General features: G+C 37.8%; 17 protein-coding genes. 4 read left to right on the top strand and 13 right to left on the bottom strand.

Going from position 1 to position 19,924, the window contains the following annotated elements:
* Window positions 1–202 precede the first annotated feature (202 nt).
* Window positions 203–727: a GGDEF domain-containing protein gene (locus ACLKML_RS09050; RefSeq protein ID WP_413285061.1), complete on the bottom strand. Its 525-nt coding sequence runs from the start codon at window positions 725–727 to the stop codon at window positions 203–205.
* Between the two features lie 367 nt (window positions 728–1,094).
* On the opposite strand from ACLKML_RS09050, the gene ACLKML_RS09045 reads away from it, so the two are divergent.
* Entirely contained in the window at window positions 1,095–1,691 is a 597-nt protein-coding gene (locus ACLKML_RS09045) for a DUF2913 family protein (RefSeq protein ID WP_413285060.1), read from the top strand.
* A gap of 168 nt (window positions 1,692–1,859) precedes the next feature.
* On the opposite strand, the gene ACLKML_RS09040 is transcribed toward ACLKML_RS09045, so the two are convergent.
* Entirely contained in the window at window positions 1,860–2,807 is a 948-nt protein-coding gene (locus ACLKML_RS09040) for a LysR family transcriptional regulator (RefSeq protein ID WP_413285059.1), read from the bottom strand.
* Window positions 2,808–2,939: 132 nt separating this feature from the next.
* On the bottom strand, window positions 2,940–4,292 hold the full coding sequence (locus tag ACLKML_RS09035) for an MATE family efflux transporter (protein ID WP_413285058.1): 1,353 nt from the start codon (window positions 4,290–4,292) through the stop codon (window positions 2,940–2,942).
* Between the two features lie 343 nt (window positions 4,293–4,635).
* Here ACLKML_RS09035 and ACLKML_RS09030 point away from each other — a divergent pair, with 343 nt between their 5' ends.
* The 3 genes from ACLKML_RS09030 to ACLKML_RS09020 all read left to right on the top strand — a co-directional run bounded on the left by ACLKML_RS09030 (window position 4,636) and on the right by ACLKML_RS09020 (window position 7,606).
* Complete coding sequence (locus ACLKML_RS09030) at window positions 4,636–4,980, top strand: DUF3316 domain-containing protein (RefSeq protein WP_413285057.1); 345 nt, start codon at window positions 4,636–4,638, stop codon at window positions 4,978–4,980.
* A 211-nt stretch (window positions 4,981–5,191) separates the two neighbouring features.
* Window positions 5,192–6,313, top strand: a complete 1,122-nt coding sequence (locus tag ACLKML_RS09025) for an ABC transporter substrate-binding protein (RefSeq protein WP_413285056.1) — start codon at window positions 5,192–5,194, stop codon at window positions 6,311–6,313.
* A 9-nt stretch (window positions 6,314–6,322) separates the two neighbouring features.
* Complete coding sequence (locus ACLKML_RS09020) at window positions 6,323–7,606, top strand: GGDEF domain-containing protein (RefSeq protein WP_413285055.1); 1,284 nt, start codon at window positions 6,323–6,325, stop codon at window positions 7,604–7,606.
* 99 nt (window positions 7,607–7,705) lie between these two features.
* Here the strand turns inward: ACLKML_RS09020 and fucO are convergent, their stop codons facing one another.
* The 10 genes from fucO to ACLKML_RS08970 all read right to left on the bottom strand — a co-directional run bounded on the left by fucO (window position 7,706) and on the right by ACLKML_RS08970 (window position 19,574).
* Window positions 7,706–8,854 (bottom strand): lactaldehyde reductase, encoded by a 1,149-nt coding sequence (fucO, locus tag ACLKML_RS09015; RefSeq protein WP_413285054.1) that lies wholly within the window; start codon window positions 8,852–8,854, stop codon window positions 7,706–7,708.
* A gap of 48 nt (window positions 8,855–8,902) precedes the next feature.
* A complete protein-coding gene (gene fucA / locus ACLKML_RS09010; RefSeq protein WP_413285053.1) occupies window positions 8,903–9,550 on the bottom strand; it encodes an L-fuculose-phosphate aldolase in 648 nt (215 codons plus the stop codon).
* 9 nt (window positions 9,551–9,559) lie between these two features.
* Window positions 9,560–9,991, bottom strand: a complete 432-nt coding sequence (gene fucU, locus ACLKML_RS09005; protein WP_413285052.1) for an L-fucose mutarotase — start codon at window positions 9,989–9,991, stop codon at window positions 9,560–9,562.
* A complete protein-coding gene (gene fucK, locus ACLKML_RS09000) occupies window positions 9,984–11,441 on the bottom strand; it encodes an L-fuculokinase (protein ID WP_413285051.1) in 1,458 nt (485 codons plus the stop codon). Before fucK ends, fucU begins: the two co-directional genes overlap by 8 nt.
* Window positions 11,442–11,545: 104 nt before the next feature.
* Complete coding sequence (gene fucI, locus ACLKML_RS08995; RefSeq protein WP_413285050.1) at window positions 11,546–13,294, bottom strand: L-fucose isomerase; 1,749 nt, start codon at window positions 13,292–13,294, stop codon at window positions 11,546–11,548.
* Window positions 13,295–13,396: 102 nt separating this feature from the next.
* A complete protein-coding gene (locus ACLKML_RS08990) occupies window positions 13,397–14,347 on the bottom strand; it encodes an ABC transporter substrate-binding protein (RefSeq protein ID WP_413285049.1) in 951 nt (316 codons plus the stop codon).
* Window positions 14,348–14,388: 41 nt separating this feature from the next.
* Window positions 14,389–15,369: an ABC transporter permease gene (locus ACLKML_RS08985; protein WP_413285048.1), complete on the bottom strand. Its 981-nt coding sequence runs from the start codon at window positions 15,367–15,369 to the stop codon at window positions 14,389–14,391.
* A gap of 4 nt (window positions 15,370–15,373) precedes the next feature.
* Window positions 15,374–16,873, bottom strand: coding sequence for a sugar ABC transporter ATP-binding protein (locus ACLKML_RS08980; RefSeq protein ID WP_413285047.1), 1,500 nt, complete (start codon window positions 16,871–16,873; stop codon window positions 15,374–15,376).
* 214 nt (window positions 16,874–17,087) lie between these two features.
* Entirely contained in the window at window positions 17,088–17,831 is a 744-nt protein-coding gene (locus tag ACLKML_RS08975) for a DeoR/GlpR family DNA-binding transcription regulator (RefSeq protein ID WP_413285046.1), read from the bottom strand.
* Window positions 17,832–18,026: 195 nt separating this feature from the next.
* Entirely contained in the window at window positions 18,027–19,574 is a 1,548-nt protein-coding gene (locus tag ACLKML_RS08970; protein ID WP_413285045.1) for a diguanylate cyclase domain-containing protein, read from the bottom strand.
* Window positions 19,575–19,924: the final 350 nt, after the last annotated feature.

The raw sequence follows: 19,924 nt of genomic DNA, 5'->3' as shown, positions 1-19,924 counted from the left end.
AGTAATTCGTTGATTTTTCACTCATTACTAACTAAACACGATTGGCGTAGTTAACCAAACGACAGTCCTCATTAAACGATAATACTGTTAAAGCCATTACACTGTTAAAATCAGGATACTAACAAAACAATAGTTATACTTGGCTGTTTCGTCAAGTTACGGTTCAGCATTAATCAACCCGATTATTGATGATAGCCTTGCTTCATTCTTGAACGTTAAGGTCCTGTAAAGCACCTGAAATGAGTTCTTCAGCGATTTGTTTTGCTGTTTTATTGTTACCGTCGTTTGTCTCACCGAATGTTGATAGGCCAACATTGAATGTTATTTTCTCGTCATTAATTGATAAGTTACTTTCAATCTCAGAGCATAATCTTTCTGTTACTTTGATCGCATTATGTTGGTTGCAGTTATATAGCAGTAGAGCAAATTGGTTTTCTTCAAAGTGCGCAAGAATATCACTATCTCTTGATAACGACTTTATTGTATCAGCCCCACTTTTTATTAAATGATGTGCTTGCGGCAAACCGTATTTTTCTCTTAATTCTGAGTAGTGGTCAATGCAGGCGATAACAAGAGAAACAGGCATCCTTTGACGTATCGATATGCGCAGCAATGATTCCATCACCTGAATAAATAAAGGTTTGTTGTAAAGTTCGGTTAAAGGGTCATATAATCCTGATAATTGAACCTTGCTGTCTACCGAAGAGGCGTCACTAATCTTTGTCATTTGTTTCATCCTTTTGTGCATACTATTTATAATAGTAGCTAGAAAATAGAGTATGTAATCACCTGAATACTAATTATTTGAAAATAATCATTAATTTCTCATTTTTGACCAATATCTAACGATGTAAGTTAGTATTTATTTCTGTTGAGTCAACGATTTAGAGTATAAGCTACAGCGAGCTTATTAATTGATTTTTCTAGGATCCGAATCTGGGTTGACTGATATAGCTAAATTATGATGAATGACATGAATTATAGAAATAATAATGAGGATTGTTTATTGTGAGCAAGATCTTTATTATAGCCACCGTTATGATCCAGTAAAACCGCTGCTACTATTGTGGCATGACTAGGAATAAGTATAAGCATTGAAAGTACTCCTATCACCTGAAGATAAATCAAAAATTTTAGTAAAAGAACTCGCACTGAGTGCGCTTCTTTATATCGAATTTCAGCAACTTGATGCTAAAGTTCGGCTCTCTTCACAGAAAAAAAACGATTTGCTGCAAATTTGGTTAAATAAGCAAAGTAAAAATAGCCGTTATAGACGATTAAAGAAAAAGTTAAAAACGTTGCTAAATCAGTTCAAAAAAACTCAAGTCGATCTAGAGACTATTTTCACTGAACTAGCCAATTACCAAGCCGATTCACTGCCTACTCATCTAGAAGAGTATCTTCTGTTAATTAGAAGAATGGAGCGTAATTTAGGCTTAACCGTTATGCTTTCCAGCGCACAAGAGTTGGATTTAGATTACAGCGAAATTTTTATAGCCGTTTTATCTAACGATTTAAATAGTCACTTCTCGAATGCTGGTAAGCTTTTATTACCTATCGAGTTTTTAGCTAGGCTACCGACAGCTAAGCGCTCTTCTTTCTTAGAAGGAGTGTTTAGTTCTCCGATTTTTACTTATCGGATACTTTATGAAGATGATAAGTATATTCGTATAGAGTTTTATGTGAAGTAACTCATTGCTGCCGAAAATAGAATGGTAGCCAAAAATTGGGCTGTTGTTAAAAACGGATTGTCTACGATGACAATCCGTTTTTGGCATATTCTTAAAGCGCTAATAGAGTAATCGTTATAGTCCTATGTGACTTTTATCTCATTGAGCTATTTGTACATGAGTTCATGATTATTTGTACATGGAAGTATAATCATCGATATAGTTCTCCCAAATAGGAGGCTTTCCAATGATTTCTTGTACTGATTCGATGAATAATTTTACGATAGGTGTTTGATTTCTATGTGGATAAATCGCATGAATTTGTCCATAAGTTTTAGGCATTTTATAGTGTGTAAGTAAGGGGATAAGCCCTAGCTCTTTAATGTTTTTTTCCAAAGTAAATAATGGCACAACCGCATATCCCACTCCAGCTTGAGCTGCCGATAAAATCGCTCTAGCTTGGTTTACTTTATATTTACCTTTCATCGTATAAGTACTCATGGTTTCACAACCAGGAGATTGGCAAAAATCAATTTTATTGCGGGTAACTTCGCCATTATTATAAATAATCGCAGGAAGTTGCATGAGTTCTTCTGGCGTTTTCGGTTCGCCATATTTTTCGATAAAGGATTGAGAAGCCAAAATAGCGATAGGGTTATTGGCGATTTTTTTAGCGATGAGATTGGAATCAGATAAAACACCTACCCTAAATGCAATATCGTATTGTTCTCCAATAATATCGGAACGTCGATCGTCTAAATGAAGACTGATATGAACATCTGGATATTTTTTCATAAAATTATTAACCGCTTGAGTTAAATAAAGGTACCCAAATGGTGTAGGGCCAGTAATCTTTATTTGTCCCTTTGGCTGAGAATGATATGACTCGGCAATCCGTTGCGTATCAGACAGTAAATTTCGTACTGATTCTGCTTGTTTAAGGATTTCAGTCCCAGCATCGGTTAATGAAAGTGAACGAGTAGAACGATTAAGTAATCGAATTCCTAAATCATCTTCTAATACTTTGATTTGTTTCGATAAGACGGAACGATCGAGATTACGTAAATCTGCGGCTCTAGCAAAAGAACCATGGTTTACAACATCCAAAAATAAACCTAACCGAGTTGCCATATCCATAAGTAGGACCCTGCGCAATGAATACTATGGGCTTATGATACCTTTGTTTTGCTTAATAAGATCTAACAAATGTAGAAATTTTTGTTAGTTAAAAAGAATAACCTAGTCGTCACTTAACTGGTGGTACGCTAATCAACTGGTAACACAGTACTCAACGGTTTTTTTAAATTGGTTTGTGCGTTGATAAAACATAAACCACGCAGTGGATCCCGCCAGAATGTTAGCGACAAATACCGCCCACAATACGTTTTCTATCCCACCAATAGACACACCAATAAATGTTGCTGGAATATAAAACACAAATAAACGTAGTGAAGACAAAACTAGTGCTTTTCTAGGTTCACACAATGCGTTAAATACCGACACAATAAGCATGCAGAGTCCAAGCGGCCCGTAGCTTAAGGGTACGAAAATTAAGGCATAGGATAAAGAGTCACTTAGTCGTGTATCTGTAGTGAGAAGATTAGCGATATAAGGTGCACTAATAGCTAATATCACCGCGATGATTAAGTGATAAATAACCACAATAGCAGCGGAACTAAACACCAGTTGTGTGACTTTTTCGATTTTATTTTCACCAATGTAACGGCCAACCAGAGGTGGCACCGACATAGTTAAAGAGAGCGAAAATACCAGCGCGAACATTTCTATACGAGAGAGTAAAGTCCAAAACGCAACACTGGTTGTACCTAATTGGGCAATTAAATACGTTACTGTCATCGCACTAACTGACGGTAGAATTTGATTCGAAATGGTTGGAATCGCCATGTTAATCAAGCTACGAAAATAATCGATACTGGTACGGTCGAATAAAGAAAAACAGAACCAACTTTTATTCTTTACTTTTACGGCCATGATAAAAATACAAAAGATATAGGAAACAGAAGACGCGAGTGCAGCGCCTTTTATTCCCATATTAAAGGTAAACATAAATAGTGGGTCGAGTATTAGGTTTATCAAACTAGCCAGAACAAGGAAATATCCAGGCGCTTTTGTTTCGCCATTCGCTCGGTAAATCGCAGATATAAAGTACATTAGCGCCCCGAGTACGACACTGATTAACCAAACCGACCAGTATTGATTGAGTAATATACTGATTATATTACTGTTATCAAGAGAGTTGTTGCTAATAGATTCGGTGGTAAAGTTGCCGAACAACGAGTAAAAAAATGGACGTTTTATCCATAATAGTAAACTTAGTAGCGATAAAAGAACGCTACCACTGATAACGGAAATAGTCGCTGTTTTGGTTGCTGACTGTCTATTTTTTGAGCCGACTGCTTGAGATATAATACTTGTTGTTGCTACTCCAATACCGACTTGTATACCAATAAATAACGTTTGGAATGGTATAGTTATACCTTGTGCCGTCAGTGCATCAATGCCTAACCGTCCAATAAAAATACTATCTACAAGTTGAACTAGCATCAGCGATAATACGCCAAAAGTCAGTGGTAGCGTATGAGCAATGATTTTTCGTAACATGCAGGTATTCTCGTTGGTAAAATAAGCTTAGAGCGATTAGACGATGAATGTTAAGGCTTTTAAACTCAATCGACTAGCATAATGTGAGCACTTCACTGTTGCTACAAAATCAACAATAAAAGTGGTTCATTGTTAGTGACCTTTTCTTTCAATAGAAAGTTCGATAAACAGCATGTCAGAAAAAATTTCATTTTATTGATGCTAAATAGTCCATAATGAATGGCAAATTCTTGTGATGTCCATCACGTAAAAGTAGGCAATAATAGCTTCGTCGAGTGAGAACAAGGGTGTACCCCAATAATTAAACACTCATTTTTTAATCAAGAATTTAAAGGTAAATAATATGAAAAAATTAACAGTTTTAGCAACAACCTTATTAATGAGTGCAACTGCATTTGCTGGTATTCAAACCGTTTACAGTGAAAGAAATATCGCAACAGAAGGTTTCGATTCTAAAGCCGCTGCGTATGAAGCTGGTTTTGATTATGTAGAAACATTAGAAACAGCGAGCAATTCAGAGCTTCGTTTCAAATTATCACCTATTGGCGATAACTTTGTATCTAACATCACATTAGGTGATACGGTTGTTACCATTGAAGAGTTCTCTGAAGCACGTGGCGAAACTTCTTATCGCGCTATCGTGAATGTTGGTTATCAGTTTGAAGCTCAAGACAATCGTAACGATTAATATTTCACAAGCATACTCTTTGAGTCAGTATTGTTTTTGAGTAAGCATCGTTTTTGAAAAAATACTGTCTTTGAAAAGCCAATAGATTTATTTCGTCTATTGGCTTTTTGCCATTCTGGATATAGATATGCGTGGTGTTTATTATGGTGTTGGCAAAAGCGGTTACAGTATGCTAGCTTGAAATGCTAGATGAGCTTTTAGAGACCGTATTTTGATTAGATTTTTAACGCTATTGTTTATTTTTTCAGTTAGTTATCCATTTTCGGTAGTTCAAGCTGCGGATGAAGTAAAGATTGGTGCTATTTTTGCCAAAACAGGAGAAGCAGCAGAAGAAAACTTAGTGCTTTTTCAAGCTGCACGTTTTGCTGTTGATGAGATAAACAGTAAAGGAGGGATACGAGGTAAAAAAGTCCGACTTCTAGAATATGATAATCATAGTACAGCCATTCAAAGCTTGTTGGCTGCAAAACAAGCAGTGAAAGACAATGTAGTTGCCGTTATTGGCGCCTCATGGAGTACTCACTCATTAGCGATTGCGCCGTATTTACAAAAAATGCAGGTGCCGATGATCTCACCAGACTCTACCAATCCGAAGTTAACTAAAATTGGCGACTATATTTTTCGAGCTTGCGTATCCGATACTTGGCAAGGAAAAATATTAGCGAATTTTGCGGCTAATCACTTAAAAAGCCAACGTGTCGTTATTTTACAGAACATAAAAAGCGATTATAGTATTGGTCTTGCTGAAGTTTTTCAAAACGATTTTGGTAAGATGGGAGGAGAAGTTGTCGCGGTATACAACTACAAAACTCAGCAAACCGATTTAACGGCAGAGTTAGAGCAAGTGAAAGATTTAGAGCCAGATTTGTTATTTATTCCCGGCTATGGCGAAAGTGGTTATATAGTGAAACAAGCTCGTAAAATGGGAATAAAAGCCAAAATGATGGGTGGAGATACTTGGTCTTATAAAGAATTTGTTGCTTACGGAGGACAAGATTTAGAAGAAGGTTATTATTCATCTCATTGGAATAAAAACCTGGAAACAAAAGAAGCGCAAGATTTTGTAAAACGTTACAGTATAAATTACGAAGTTACCGATTATGTCGCGGGTGGATACGATGCGGCGATGATATTATTTGAAGCAATTGAGCGTGCCGATTCCTTAGATCGGAAAGCCATACGCGATCAACTTGCGGTAACCAAGGATTATAAAGGGGTGACAGGCAATATTACATTTGACCAGAATGGAGACGCTATAAAACAAATGTTAATGATTAAAATAACAGATGGCAAAACCAATATAGTGGCTACGATAAAACCTGAACAAGGCTAACCACTACCGATGACTAATGGCAGGAGTATTCGGTACAGAATTAACATTACTATTGTTGTGACGTTAATCGTAGTGGCGATTGTATTTGGAAGCATACTTATTCTGTATGAAAATGTTCGACGTAATATAGTGATTAAAGATATTCAAACCTCCTTACAAGAACTGACCACGCAACATAGCTCAACTCTAGGGAATGAAATTTTCTCTAATCAAACTCTTGCTATTCAAGACTCATTAACTTCGATCATCGACTCAGAGAATATTAATATTCTTGCTATTAGTGTTTTTGATGATGCTGGGCAATTTCTCGTGAGTTCTGACAATCAATCGCGTCAAGCTCTAGATGAGGAGACATTGTTGGCTCTTTCCTCTACCACCATGATGAAACCAGGTAAAAGTAAACAACATAGCATTTTAAGCTTCGATAGCTCAATTGTTGCTTATGGAGAACGGGTTGGTTTTTGGAACATTGAGTACTCGATTGCGCAAATTCAAAAACAAACGAATAATATTATCCTTATTTTCTTTGCTTCTATCCTGTCTTTTTCGGTCATTCTTCTATGGTCAATCAATAGTATATTGATTCGCTTTGTTATGAACCCGATTCAACAACTGCAAAATACAATGCAACTAAGTAAAGACGAAGAGATGACCTCCAGTTTTGAAGCGAAAGAGAAACGAATTGATAAAATGATTAACTCTTTCCAAAAGCTCCCTTTTAATATAAGGCCTTCAGACGCGAGTAAAAATGAGATACATTCACTCGCTTATTCTTTCCAGCAGATGCTGTATGCGTTGAAAAGCTCTTATATTGGTATTCGCAGCGATAGTTTAACTGGTTTGGCGAATCGAATTAGATTGGATGACGTGATAGAGCGCGAAATTAATATGGAACAGCGGTATCTGTATTCATTTTCTATCCTTCTGATTGATATTGATTATTTCAAAAAAATCAATGATAACTATGGGCATTTAGTTGGAGATGAAGTTCTTCAATCATTAGCCCTTTTGTTTAAAAACTATTTCCGAAAATCAGATGTTATTGGCCGATGGGGAGGAGAAGAATTTCTTGTTTTGTTACCTAGACAAAATTGCGAACAAGCCGCTCTTGTTGCAGAGAACTTTCGAAAAAAGGTACAGGAATTCTCTTTTGTAGAATCGGAAACTCTCACGGTAAGTTGTGGTGTTGCCCAATATAAGCATGGCGAAAAAGCCAGCGATTTAATCAAAAAAGCTGATGATGCTTTATATAGAGCCAAAGCTTCTGGTCGTAATCGAATTGAACTTGGTTGATCTCTCGGTAAGAAGATAGGATAGAATAGTGCTAAAAAAGTAGGCGTGTCGTCTACCTTTTTAGCAAACAGATTTAGTTACGTTGGTAAACCGATCCAGTTACAATGATGATAAGTAAAGCGCTTTGATCTCATCAGGGCTCGGTTGATGAGGATTACCTCCACAACAAACATCTTGCATTGCTTTATCTATCCACTGGTCCAAATCGGATTCCGTTATTCCCAGTTGAGTAAATCCTGAGGGAATACCTACCTCTGCAGATAAACGACGGATCAGTTGTACGGCAAGTTCCCCTGCTTGACTATCATTCAATTGACTTGTATCTCCCCCCATCGCTTCGGCAATAGCTCGAAAACGTTCTGGTTGAGTTTGCGCATTGAACTGACATATTTCAGGAAGCAAAATCGCATTACAAACACCATGAGGTAGGTTATGTGTCGCGCCTGGTTGATGAGCCATGGCATGTACTAAACCTAATCCAGCACTATTGAACGACATTCCTGCTAAAAATTGAGCGTCAGCCATTTTGGCTCTCGCTTCAATATTTGCCCCATCTTTAACCGCTATAGGCAACCAAAGGTTAATAAGTTTTATTGCTTCTAATGCCGTAGGTTGAGTTAAGGTGTGAGCACCAGGTGTCACATAAGATTCGATGGCGTGAGTTAACGCATCCATTCCAGTAGCAGCGGTCACATTTGCTGGAAGCCCCACCATAAGAGAAGGATCATTAACGGACACGTCCGGTATTTGCTTACTGTCGACCAAGACCATTTTTACTTTGCGTTGTTCATCTATAATGACAGAGTTTGATGTCATTTCAGCCGCCGTACCAGCCGTGGTATTTATAGCAATAAAAAAATCTCCTCGATTTTGTACTAATCCAACACCATCATAGTCACAAATATCACCCGGATTAGATGCCATAATTCGAATTGCTTTAGCGCAATCAATTGGGCTTCCTCCTCCAACAGCAATAAAGCCGTCACATTGATTTTCTGTATAAAACTTATGTCCTTCACGCACTAAAGTTGCGGTTGGATTCGGCGTCACTTTATCAAAAAGGACATAATGAATTGCTTTTTCTTCTAGAGATGAAAAAAGCGAATCTAATATACCTAAATCGAGTAAGTTTTTATCCGTAACAACCAAGATTTTTTTGACGGATTGTTGGGTTAGAACGTCAACTGATTCCGCTACCGCACCAACGCCAGACAGCGTTAACCGTGGTAAATTTAGAGAAAATACCATTTTATATACCTCAAAGTTTAAAAGTTCAGTGTAAAAAAGTGTTAATTTCTATTTTTCTACACGAAGACCGTAAGATTGAAATTTATTTAATACAACATCCATTTCGGTGCTATCGAGAATAGGCACTTCTTTTTGTATCGCCATCGTTTTTAAATACAAATCGGCTAAAACTTCACATTCGTGGGCTAACCAAAGAGCTTTATCTAAATCTTGCTCCGCAGTGATAAGCCCATGGTGTTGTAGCAAAATGGCTTTACTTTTTATTATTCCTGTCGCAACATTTTCAGCCAACTTAGCGCTACCGAATGTTGCATAAGGAACACACGGGATCTCATTAGCGCCTGATGCTGCAACCATATAATGAATCGCTGGAATGGGTTTATTGAGAATAGAAACCGCGGCGCAATTGATCGAGTGGTTGTGCACAACAGCATCAGCATCGCTTCTCGACTTGTAACAAGTCAGATGAAATAACCATTCACTTGATGGGAGCTTCCCTTGCTCAAATTCGCCGTCATTACTAACATAAACGATATGATTTGGTGTTAGTTTTTCATAGGGAATTCCGGTAGGAGTGATGAGCATACCGTCTTCAAAGCGGACACTTACGTTGCCTGCGGTGCCTTGGTTTAAGCCAAGTCGAGTCATTTCAATGCAAGTGTCGATGATTTTTTGTGATAATTCGTTTCGTGTCATGATTAATCCTTAATAGGTGGTTACACCCTTTTTTAAAATAATATTGCCGTATTTTGCTGTTTCTCCACTTAATACAACGACATAACAATCTTTAACGCGTTCATAAAAAGCAAAGCGTTCTATTCTTTCGATGTTAGGAATGGATTCTCTGGATGTACTTATTGCTGTTCGATATTTCTCCTCAACTAAAGGATCTAGGTTGTCTCCTTCGACGGCTAACATCATTGCTAATGGCTGTTTGCTGTATTGGTCTAATTCAAATAAGGGAATTATTCCTTCTAATAATGTGTCGATTTTTACTCCATCAGCTCTGATCACTTTTTTGCCAAAAGTATGAGCAGGGAAGTGTCCATCTGCCAACAGTATCTCGTCACCATGTCCCATTTCACTTAACACTTTAAGTAAGTCTGGGCTAATGGCTGGATGAATTCCTTTAAGCATTACAAAACTCCTCATATAGCTTTTGGTATAAGGTGCTATCGTTATTTGGATGAATGGTGGTATATGACGGTTGCATCGCACGTTGTGCACTATCCGCACTAGCAAAAATATCTGCGCCATAAAATGCATACATAGCAGCACCAAGTACGGTTGTTTCTGGTTGATCAACTACCAAAATTGGCATATTTAATACATTGGCTCTTATTTGATTCCACAATACATTTTTAGAACCACCGCCAACCACAACTAAACTGTCTGCTTTAAAATTGCTGATTTCAGATAAGTTGTTTAGGCTTTTCTTGAGTTGATAAGCCAAGGACTCAAGAGCTGCGCGATAGATTTCGCCACGAGTAGTATTTATCGATAATCCTTGTATGCAACCGTTCCCATTACCAGCGTTATTTGGTAAAAAACGAGGGTCAAAACGGATGCCATTGCTACCTACTGGAATAACATCCGCTTCACTGATCATTTGTACGTATTTATTGTTTTCATCCTTGATATCGTGAAACAGAACATCGGTAATCCATTCCATCACTGCACTGGACAGCCACTGAATTGCTGGATTATAAAGGTTTTCTTGCGCATCGAGTTCGGTAGTCATACCTTCTAGTAAGTATTCAGCTTTTAGTTCAGGACGTTGTGTGCGAGCCATTAATATTTCCCAAGTTCCAGAACTTAAGAAAGGTTGGTTTTTTGCTACACCAGAACCAAATAGAGCAAACTGAGTATCATGGCCAGCAGAAATGACAGGCGTGTTATTCGGTAACCCGAGTTCCTGAGCAACTTCGTTAGTTAATTCGCCGATTTTATCTCCCGCATTAACTAATGGTGGAAAATGATCTGGCGTTAACTGAAGATAGTCGAGAGCGCGACGATTCCAGTTACCATTTTGGATACTTGTTAACATTGATGTACCTGCCATGGTTCGGTCTGTAGTAATTTTTCCTGTTAATTGATAAGCAATCATTGAGGATATAAACACAAATTTGTCCATGTTCTTGTAAACATTGGGTTCGTGCTCTTTGAGCCACTTCAATTTATATAAAGTGTTAAAACTGTAGTCAGCAATACCATTTTCTTTATACAGCTCTGTTCTATCCATTTCTTGCTCTACAGTCGCCATAACAGGAATAGTTCGAGAGCATTTCCAAGAAATGATGGGGTAAAGTTGTTGTCCATTTATATCAAAAGGAGCGCCATCGACACCGAAGGTGGTCACCGATATGGCACAGATTTTTTGCTCATCTATTTGAGTCGTAATTTCCTTGCAACATAGCACTAATTTTTGCCAAATTTGATCGAAATCCCAAATATGCCTAATCGATTGCCCCTTGCTTTGTACTGTTTCATTACGAATATGATGAGAAGCCACAATAGAACCTTGCTGATCGACAGCGATAGCCCGGACATTGGTAGCTCCGCAATCCAATATGACGACAATAGACATAATTGTTCCTTAAATTGGGCATCCACATTCGCGGATGCCGCTATAGTTTATTTATGACGCTATAGTTTATTTATGACGCTACAGTTTATTTGTGCCGATACAGTTTATTTGTAAAGTGGACCAAAATTTTCACAAGCGCGGTAATCTTGCCCTTCACTATCTTGTCCAAATGCAGAAAATGAGTGCGGGCGGAAGATATCGTCTTCATTAACGTTATGCATTGAAACTGGGATACGAAGCATAGATGCCATTGTGATTAAATCTGCTCCTATATGACCATGGGTAATAACACAATGGTTTGCGCCCCAGTTAGCCATTACCGAATAGACATCTTTAAAAGCAGGTTGATTAGTTAATCGAGGAACAAACCATGTGGTCGGCCATGTTGGATTAGTTCGCTCATTCAAGGTGTTATGAACATCTTCTGGCAAATCAATTGAAAACCCTTCCGCAATTTGTAAAACAGGGCCTAATCCTGCTACGAGGTTAATTCGATGCATCGTAAATGGCATTGCACCTTTAGTTAAAAAGTTAGAAGAGAAACCACCACCTCGGAAATATTCTGCTACCGCGGGTGGCCATACCGTGGCCTTTAGACATTTATTCACATCGTCTTGGTTCATTTCCCAGTGTGGTTTCATACACGGTTTATTTTGAGCGTCCGTCATTTCTCCACTTCCATCAAGAGCAGCAGAGCCAGAATTAACCAGATGAATGAAACCCGTTTCTGGTTTGTAGCCACTCACGCGTTGTACGGAGTCTTGAGACCAGTATGTACGTACATCACAAAATATTTGCGCTTGGCCGGTCAATAGTTTGCCAAATAACATATTGACCCCATTTAGGCTGTCATTTTCAGTCGCAATGGCAAATGGTTCTCTAATTCCATTCCAGTCAAAGGAAGAGTTGAGAATAGCTTCACTGAAATCCCCATTTGGAAGGTGATCGGTCCAGTGACGTTGTCCTTGAAAGCCACCAACGATAGCGTTGTGGCCAAAAGATTCCTCGTAAAATCCCAGTTCGGCAAGTTTTGGATTACCTTGCATTAGATCACGCATGATCATGGTCATTTTAATGACGGTTTTCCAATCGTCTGATTTTCGATCTTGAGTAAATGGAGTTGTATTATAATCCTTTCCTTCAGGGCAAGATTTTTCTACCCAACTTAAAGCCAATTCAAATTCTTCTTTGTCATAAATGTCACGATCTAAACGGCGTTTAATTTCCGTCATATCAATATATTCGTTGCGCATACCTAAATATTTTTGGAAAAATTCAGGATTAACAATCGATCCTGCGATCCCCATAGAGACAGAGCCCATAGATAAATACGATTTGCCTCGCATGGATGCAACCGACAGTCCCGCACGACAAAATCGTAATATTTTTTCTTGGACATCCGTTGGAATACTGGTGTCATCAGAATCTTGTACTTCTTGCCCATAAATAGAAAATGCAGGTAATCCTAATTGTGTATGTCCAGCCATCGCTGCCGCTAGATATACAGCTCCAGGGCGTTCAGTGCCGTTGAAACCCCAGATGGCTTTTGGTAAGAGAGGATCTAAATCGAGAGTTTCTGTACCGTAGCACCAGCAAGGCGTAACAGTAAGAGTGAGTCCAATATTTTCTGTTTTGAATTTGTCTGCGCAAGCGGCTGCTTCTGCAACGCCACCGATACACGAGTCTGCAATCACGCATTCTACTTTCTGACCATTTGTATGACGGATGTTGTCTTGAATAAATTTCGCTGCTGATTTAGCCATATCCATGGTTTGTTTTTCTAGGGATTCGCGTACTCCCATCCGACGGCCATCGATCGTAGGACGGATGCCTATTTTAATTAAATTTGTCATATTTATTTCTCTTTCCCAATAGCTAGAATTTATGTTTAATGTGGGTGGGGTCGAATTAATCTACTGCCACCCTTCTGTTATTATTGTGGAATTAGTTGGTATTTATTTTCCAAATGGAAACAGCAACGTTTGCATTTCAGGACTGTCGATATTACTTGCCGTAATAACTTTTACCGGTATATCAATAACTGCTGGAACATTTTCGCCTTTAATGACGCTATACAGTGTTTTCAGACCTTGATAGCCAATTTGGTAAGCGTCTTGGACGACAAAGCCTTGAATAGTGCCTGATTTTAAGAAGTTGATGATGCCCTCAGTACTATCAAAACCCATGACTAATACTTTGCCTGAAAGATTTAAGCTATCGATGGCGTTACCTACACCTAGTGTTGCGCCTTCATTGGTGGCATAAACGCCCGCTAAATCTGGATTAGCGCGATACATGTCGATAGTTTTATCCATCGATTTTTGCGGGTCTCCATCACTATATTGAACGTCAAGTAACGAGATGTTTGGGTAGTGTTCTTTCATCGCGTTGATAAAACCTTCAGAACGTTCTATAGCACTTTGCGTCCCTGCCACGTGAGCGACAATACCGACTTTACCTTTTCCATTGAGCATTTTGCCTAATGCCATTGCGGCATCAGCGCCAGCTTTGACGTTATTCGTTGCAATAAAACTTTTAGGTATTGTTGAATTAACACCAGAATCAAAAGTTGCGATTGAAATATTTCGTGATGCAGCATCTTCAACAGGAAGTACTAGCGCATTTGCGTCTAAAGCAGCCAGTAATATAGCGTCAGGCTGACGAGCCATCATATCTTCCATTAATTGAATTTGTTGCGAGATTTGAGTTTCATCAGCGGGACCGACAAAGCTAGTTCTTACATCCAATTCTTTCGCCGCAGTATCTGAACCTAACTTTACAGTTTGCCAAAATTCGTGTTGATAACCTTTACTGACGACTGGAATATAAATATCTTCTTTCGCTTGAGCAGTACCCAATCCAATTGCAGCTAATGTTAATATCAGCGGTATTTTAATAAATTTCATTAGTGTTTCTCCGTGTACGTAGGATAAGAGTTATTATTTTTCTATTTCATATTTTTTCTAAGTGTATCTAGATATACAGCAGCAACGACAACAACGCCCATTGCAACCATTTGCCAAAATTGAGAGACCCCCATTAAATTAAGTCCGTTTTTTAAAATACCCATGATTAACGCACCAATAATGGTTCCACCAATAGTTCCTATACCTCCCATTAAGCTTGTGCCGCCTATTATTACCGCAGCAATAGCTTCTAATTCATATCCAACTCCAACGGTCGGTTGCCCCGAATTTAATCGTGACGTTAAAATGACCCCTGCGATGCCAGTTAATAAACCGCAAAATGAATAAACAAACATTTTTACGTGATTGACTTTTATTCCTGATAAATGTGCAGCATCTTCACTGCTACCGACAGCATAGATATAGCGACCAATAACAGTACGCTTTAAAATATAAGCAGAAATGAGAGCAATTACGGCGAAATAAATAACAGGATAGGGGATTAAATCGAATAAACGTCCTTGAGCAATAGTGCGAAAAGTTGGATATTCTTGAAAATATAAAGCGCGACCATCCGTCAATACTAAATTAATACCACGGACGGACATCATCAGCCCCAAAGTGGCGATAAAAGGAGGAATAGCAGCACGAGTAACCAAGAATCCACTCAAGCAGCCGCACAGAAAACCAGCTAACATGCCCGTTAATACGCATAACCATAGAGGCAATCCGATTGAAGCGGCTAGTCCAACTGCAACCCCCGAAAATGCCATAACCGATCCTAATGATAGGTCTATACCTGCAGTGATTATGACGTAGGTGACACCAATAGCCATAATACCGATGACAGCGGTTTGTAATGCTACCGTTAGCAAATTAGATAAATTGAGAAAATAAGGTGTACCTATGCTGAAAAATATCATTAGCAAAATTAGACTTATTAACGGTGCTAACTTCATTAGCAATTCTTTATTTAAAATGGGTTCTTTTTGATCGTTTAAATTCTTTGTATTAGTAAGCATTGGTTTACCCTTCTAATGTCGCATATTTCATTATGTTTTCTTGAGTAGCACGTTCTGATTCTAATTCGCCAGTGATTTTTCCACCTTTCATTACCAAAATCCTGTCACACATGCCTAATATTTCTGGCAATTCAGAAGAAATAACAATAATCGACTTTCCTTGTTGTGTTAGGTTATTTATTAACTCATATATTTCTAATTTTGCACCAACATCTATTCCACGAGTTGGTTCGTCAAATATAAGTATCTCAGTGTCTTTACAAATCCATTTCGCAATAATAATTTTTTGTTGGTTACCACCACTTAAATTACCTGCTAATTGTTCTAAATCAGGTGTTTTTATTTTTAGTTTTTCTTTTAGGTCTTCACTTATATTTAAGCAGGCTTGCTCGTCAATAACCCCGAATTTATTTGAGAACTGTTTATAACTACTTAGTACGGTATTAACATTAACTGACAGACCAAGCGCTAATCCTTCTTTTTTTCTGTCTTCTGTTAAATAACCAATACCTAGATCAATCGCCTTGTGAACATCAGGAATAGTGACCTCTTGACCAAATAAAAATATTTCACCACTATCAATATCATCGGCTCCAAATAAAGCTCTCGCTACCTCTGTTCGTCCCGCTCCCATTAACCCTGAAAAGCCGAGAATTTCACCACGCCTTAGCTCGAAGTTAATGTCATGGAGTACACCCTTTCTATTCAGGTTTTTAACTTTTAATACAATTTCATCACTGGGTTTATTGGTGCGTTTAGGGAATATATCGCCTAGGTTTCGACCTACCATCATGGCAATTAATTTATCGATAGGTGTTGCCGAATAATCTACGGTACCAATAAAGCAGCCATCTCTCATTACGGTTGCTCTATCGGCTATTTGTGCTAATTCTTCTAAGCGATGGGAAATATATACAATTCCTACCCCTTGAGATTTGAGCATATTTGTTACTTCAAATAAGCTTTCAATCTCACTTTCTGTTAATGCCGCTGTAGGTTCATCCATGATGAGTATTTTTGCATTAACTGAAAGAGCTTTAGCTATTTCAACCATTTGTTGTTGAGCGACGGTTAACTTTTCTACCAAAGTGTGAGGATCTATCGTTAACCTCAGTTTATTTAACAGTGCTTGTGTTGCTTCAGTTTGAGAGGCATCATCAAGTAACCAGTGATTGGTTCCCCGAAACTCTCTACCAATAAAAATATTTTCTGCCACACTTAGTTCAGGAAATAAATTAAATTCTTGATGAATAATGGCAATCCCTTTTTCTTGAGCAGAAATAGGTGAGGTAAGTTTTACTTCTTGTCCCTCAAAAGTGATTTTTCCTTCATTCGGAATATAAACGCCTGAGAGCACTTTCATCAGTGTCGATTTTCCTGCACCATTTTCACCTAATAGGGCATGTACCTCGCCACGTCTTAAGTTAAAGCTCACATTATCAAGCGCTAATACACCAGGAAATCGCTTGGTAATGTTATCCATGGTTAAGATTGTAGTGTTCATAAAGTTATCCATTATTGAACTGAAAATATAACGTCTATATTCTATTTAGAAATAAGATGCTAAGTTTATAATTTAAGGTTGAGAGCCGATAAAAATTTTTAGTCGGTGAGTCCTTTTTTAATCTGTTTTTATTTGCTATCCATTTTTATTTAAAAATAATTTATATTTATAAATGCAGTCTCATCCGGACTTTTAAGTTTTCTGGTCTTATAGGCTATGGGTTTATTACTACCGATTTTTTGTAAAGATATTCTTTTTCGTCTTGTGTCATTTCTGCATTGGTTATTAGAAAGTCCAATTCTTCTAGATCACATATTTTTAATAAACTTCTCTTTTTTATCTTGGATTTGTCAGCTATAAGGGTTGTTTTATTTGATACTGAAATTAGCGATTGTTTTATTTCAGAGTTATATTCATTTGAATCCCAAACACCACTGGCTATATCAATTCCAACACAGGAGATGAAACACAAATCAAGAGACATTTTGCTTAGTGTGTTTCTAGCAATTATTCCGTAAAATGATTTATATTTTTCGGAATAATTTCCGCCTAAACTAATGATGTTTATATTGTTCTTTTTTTCTAAGGCATTAATAATATTTATAGAATTAGTGACAACTGTGCATTTAATATTCGGGATTGACTGTGCTAGTAACCAACTTGAAGAGCTTGCATCTAAACCAATCACGGAATGCTCTTTTATTTGATTAATCGCCATTTCAACCAGTTGTTGCTTATCCTCAACATTGCTTTTTGCTCGATAAGCAAAAGAAGTTCCTACATCACTGGTTTCTTTGCTTGTAGCTCCACCGTGGACACGAACTAATAGCCCTTTTTTGTCTAGAAGATTTAAATCTCTTCTGATTGTTTCTACCGAAACAGAAAAAGTTGATGAGAGTTCTTCTACGGAGATATGCTTTACATTGTTGACTAAATTAACGATTTGCTTTTTTCGCATATCTTTGCTCCTTGGTTGGGAACAATATAGAGAAGTGGAGACGGTTGGAATTAGATATAGGTCACGATATGACCGTTAATGTCTGTTAGTGGTCATTTATATGACCATTTTTTTATTGTGGGTATTTGATCGGGCATTAACGGGCGTATTCGATAGATGATCGCTTAAAAATAGGCCAGAGTTAACTAGATGAGGTTAACGGGATTTAACCGAGTTTAGCGCATCAGAAAAGGTGAAGTTATTTTTCCCTTGGCGTTTTATTTTATACATGGCTTGATCTGCGAGATTAACTAACTCTTGGGGTTCTATTCCATGTTCAGGGTATAGAGCAATACCAATGCTTGCACCAATAGTTATTTCTTGATCGGCTAGTTTGTGCGGTTCTATTACCGCTTCAATCAACTTATTTGCTATGGCTATAACACAATCTTTGTCTGAAATATTAGTCAGTAAAAGCCAGAATTCGTCGCCACCAATACGAGATACGGTATCAGCTTCGCGTACGCAAGTACGGAGTCGGTTTGCGGTCTCTTTTAGTACCTGATCGCCTATCTCATGTCCATGAGTATCATTAATGGCTTTAAAGTCGTCGAGGTCAACAAATAGAACCGCCATTTTAGTCTTGTTTCTTTTGGCACTCGCCAAGGCATGTTTTAAGCGATCCATTGAAAGTCTTCGTGTTGGCAAGCCAGTAAGCGTGTCATGATTTGCCATATGCAGAATGCGTTGTTCCGCATTTTTAAGCGCGGTAATATCTTCTTTCATACCAACAAAGTGGGTGATTTTGCCATTCTTTTTCTTTACAGGGGCTATGGACGCTATTTCCCAAAATAGCTCACCATTTTTTTTACGGTTATGAAATTCTCCTCGCCAAGTATTACCTGCAGAAAGCTCTTTCCAAAGCGTAGCGTATTCTTCTGCAGGAATTTCACCTGAGTTTAAAATACGAGGGTTTTTACCAATAATCTCTTGCGGTAAATAGCCAGTTTTCTCTGTAAAAGCGGGATTAACATATCTAATGGTGCCATTTGTATCGGTAATAATAATCGATGAAGCGGATTGATTAACAGCAAGCGAAGCGATTTGTAATTTCGATTGTAAAGTGGAATGAGTTAATAAGATTAGTGTTATAGCGCTGCCGCCAAGAATGAATATGCTACCTAAAAAGACCAATGAGGAAGAGATACTGGTCTGCATGAAATCGTATTCGAAAGGGGTGAGTAATGCTAATACTCCTCGTGATCCATGAAATAAACCAAATAAACCAAAAACGGCTGCGACCGTTGTTCCTGCTTGTCGCCAAGGTGCATTTTTATCACTTAATAATGTACTAACAATAGTGAAGCAAATTATTACGAACATAGTGGAAATAACCGCTATTCTAATATTTATATTCTGATCTATATAATTGAAATAATAGAAAAACAGGGCAGAAATAACCGGTAAAGAATAATCAAGAAAGAGTAAGGGAGGTCGATTAGTAAAAATACGAATGCCACGTAATATAAGCAAAAAGCCGATAACATACACAGAGTTAGCGATAACGATGGAAATGAAATCGAAAATAATGCCTCGCCCTGAGATTAATACACTGGCTACAGCAACACAGGACATTCCTAACGCCCAAAATCCAGCACCATTGGGTTGAGACTGTGAACGCCACAGAGAAATTAGAGCCACAGCAGAACCAATTGAGACAAGTGTTGTTACAACAAGTAGAGTACGAATATCTAACTCAAGCATTTTAGAACCATTCTAATCTTCTTCACTGGAGTATTATTTTTTAATTTTTGGTGTTATAGCATACATTACATTGGTTCAACTTCAACTTTACAATAAATAATCATTACTAAAAGTGCTAATAATATCGTATTTAGTGATAATTATTGATGAGCCAGTTGGTAATAAAGCTGTTTGTAATAAACCTGTCGGCAATAAACCAGTATAAATATTTTGGGTTCCGGATAGGCTTATTACGCAAATAATGGAGATTGACTTCGCTTTCTGTAGCAATCAATCGATGTGGTAGGGGTAAATTGTGATAAATAAAAATATAAAACTTAGCTCTTTAGAGCGAAACAAGCCACGTAAAA

Origin of the sequence: Vibrio sp. MA40-2 (genome assembly GCF_047302445.1) — a bacterium.
Lineage (GTDB): Bacteria > Pseudomonadota > Gammaproteobacteria > Enterobacterales > Vibrionaceae > Vibrio.
Note: the sequence above shows the minus strand (reverse complement) of the source record. Positions and strands in the feature narration are given on the sequence as shown.

What these genes read in the sequence shown, in the direction of transcription:
- ACLKML_RS08975 (WP_413285046.1), bottom strand. Translation starts at nt 17,831, where the DNA reads ATGCGAAAAAAGCAAATCGTTAATTTAGTCAACAATGTAAAGCATATC.
- fucA (WP_413285053.1), bottom strand. Translation starts at nt 9,550, where the DNA reads ATGACACGAAACGAATTATCACAAAAAATCATCGACACTTGCATTGAA.
- fucU (WP_413285052.1), bottom strand. Translation starts at nt 9,991, where the DNA reads ATGCTTAAAGGAATTCATCCAGCCATTAGCCCAGACTTACTTAAAGTG.
- ACLKML_RS08980 (WP_413285047.1), bottom strand. Translation starts at nt 16,873, where the DNA reads ATGAACACTACAATCTTAACCATGGATAACATTACCAAGCGATTTCCT.
- ACLKML_RS08985 (WP_413285048.1), bottom strand. Translation starts at nt 15,369, where the DNA reads ATGCTTACTAATACAAAGAATTTAAACGATCAAAAAGAACCCATTTTA.
- ACLKML_RS09035 (WP_413285058.1), bottom strand. Translation starts at nt 4,292, where the DNA reads ATGTTACGAAAAATCATTGCTCATACGCTACCACTGACTTTTGGCGTA.
- ACLKML_RS08990 (WP_413285049.1), bottom strand. Translation starts at nt 14,347, where the DNA reads ATGAAATTTATTAAAATACCGCTGATATTAACATTAGCTGCAATTGGA.
- ACLKML_RS09020 (WP_413285055.1), top strand. Translation starts at nt 6,323, where the DNA reads ATGACTAATGGCAGGAGTATTCGGTACAGAATTAACATTACTATTGTT.
- ACLKML_RS08970 (WP_413285045.1), bottom strand. Translation starts at nt 19,574, where the DNA reads ATGCTTGAGTTAGATATTCGTACTCTACTTGTTGTAACAACACTTGTC.
- ACLKML_RS09050 (WP_413285061.1), bottom strand. Translation starts at nt 727, where the DNA reads ATGACAAAGATTAGTGACGCCTCTTCGGTAGACAGCAAGGTTCAATTA.
- ACLKML_RS09040 (WP_413285059.1), bottom strand. Translation starts at nt 2,807, where the DNA reads ATGGATATGGCAACTCGGTTAGGTTTATTTTTGGATGTTGTAAACCAT.
- fucK (WP_413285051.1), bottom strand. Translation starts at nt 11,441, where the DNA reads ATGTCTATTGTCGTCATATTGGATTGCGGAGCTACCAATGTCCGGGCT.
- fucI (WP_413285050.1), bottom strand. Translation starts at nt 13,294, where the DNA reads ATGACAAATTTAATTAAAATAGGCATCCGTCCTACGATCGATGGCCGT.
- fucO (WP_413285054.1), bottom strand. Translation starts at nt 8,854, where the DNA reads ATGGTATTTTCTCTAAATTTACCACGGTTAACGCTGTCTGGCGTTGGT.
- ACLKML_RS09030 (WP_413285057.1), top strand. Translation starts at nt 4,636, where the DNA reads ATGAAAAAATTAACAGTTTTAGCAACAACCTTATTAATGAGTGCAACT.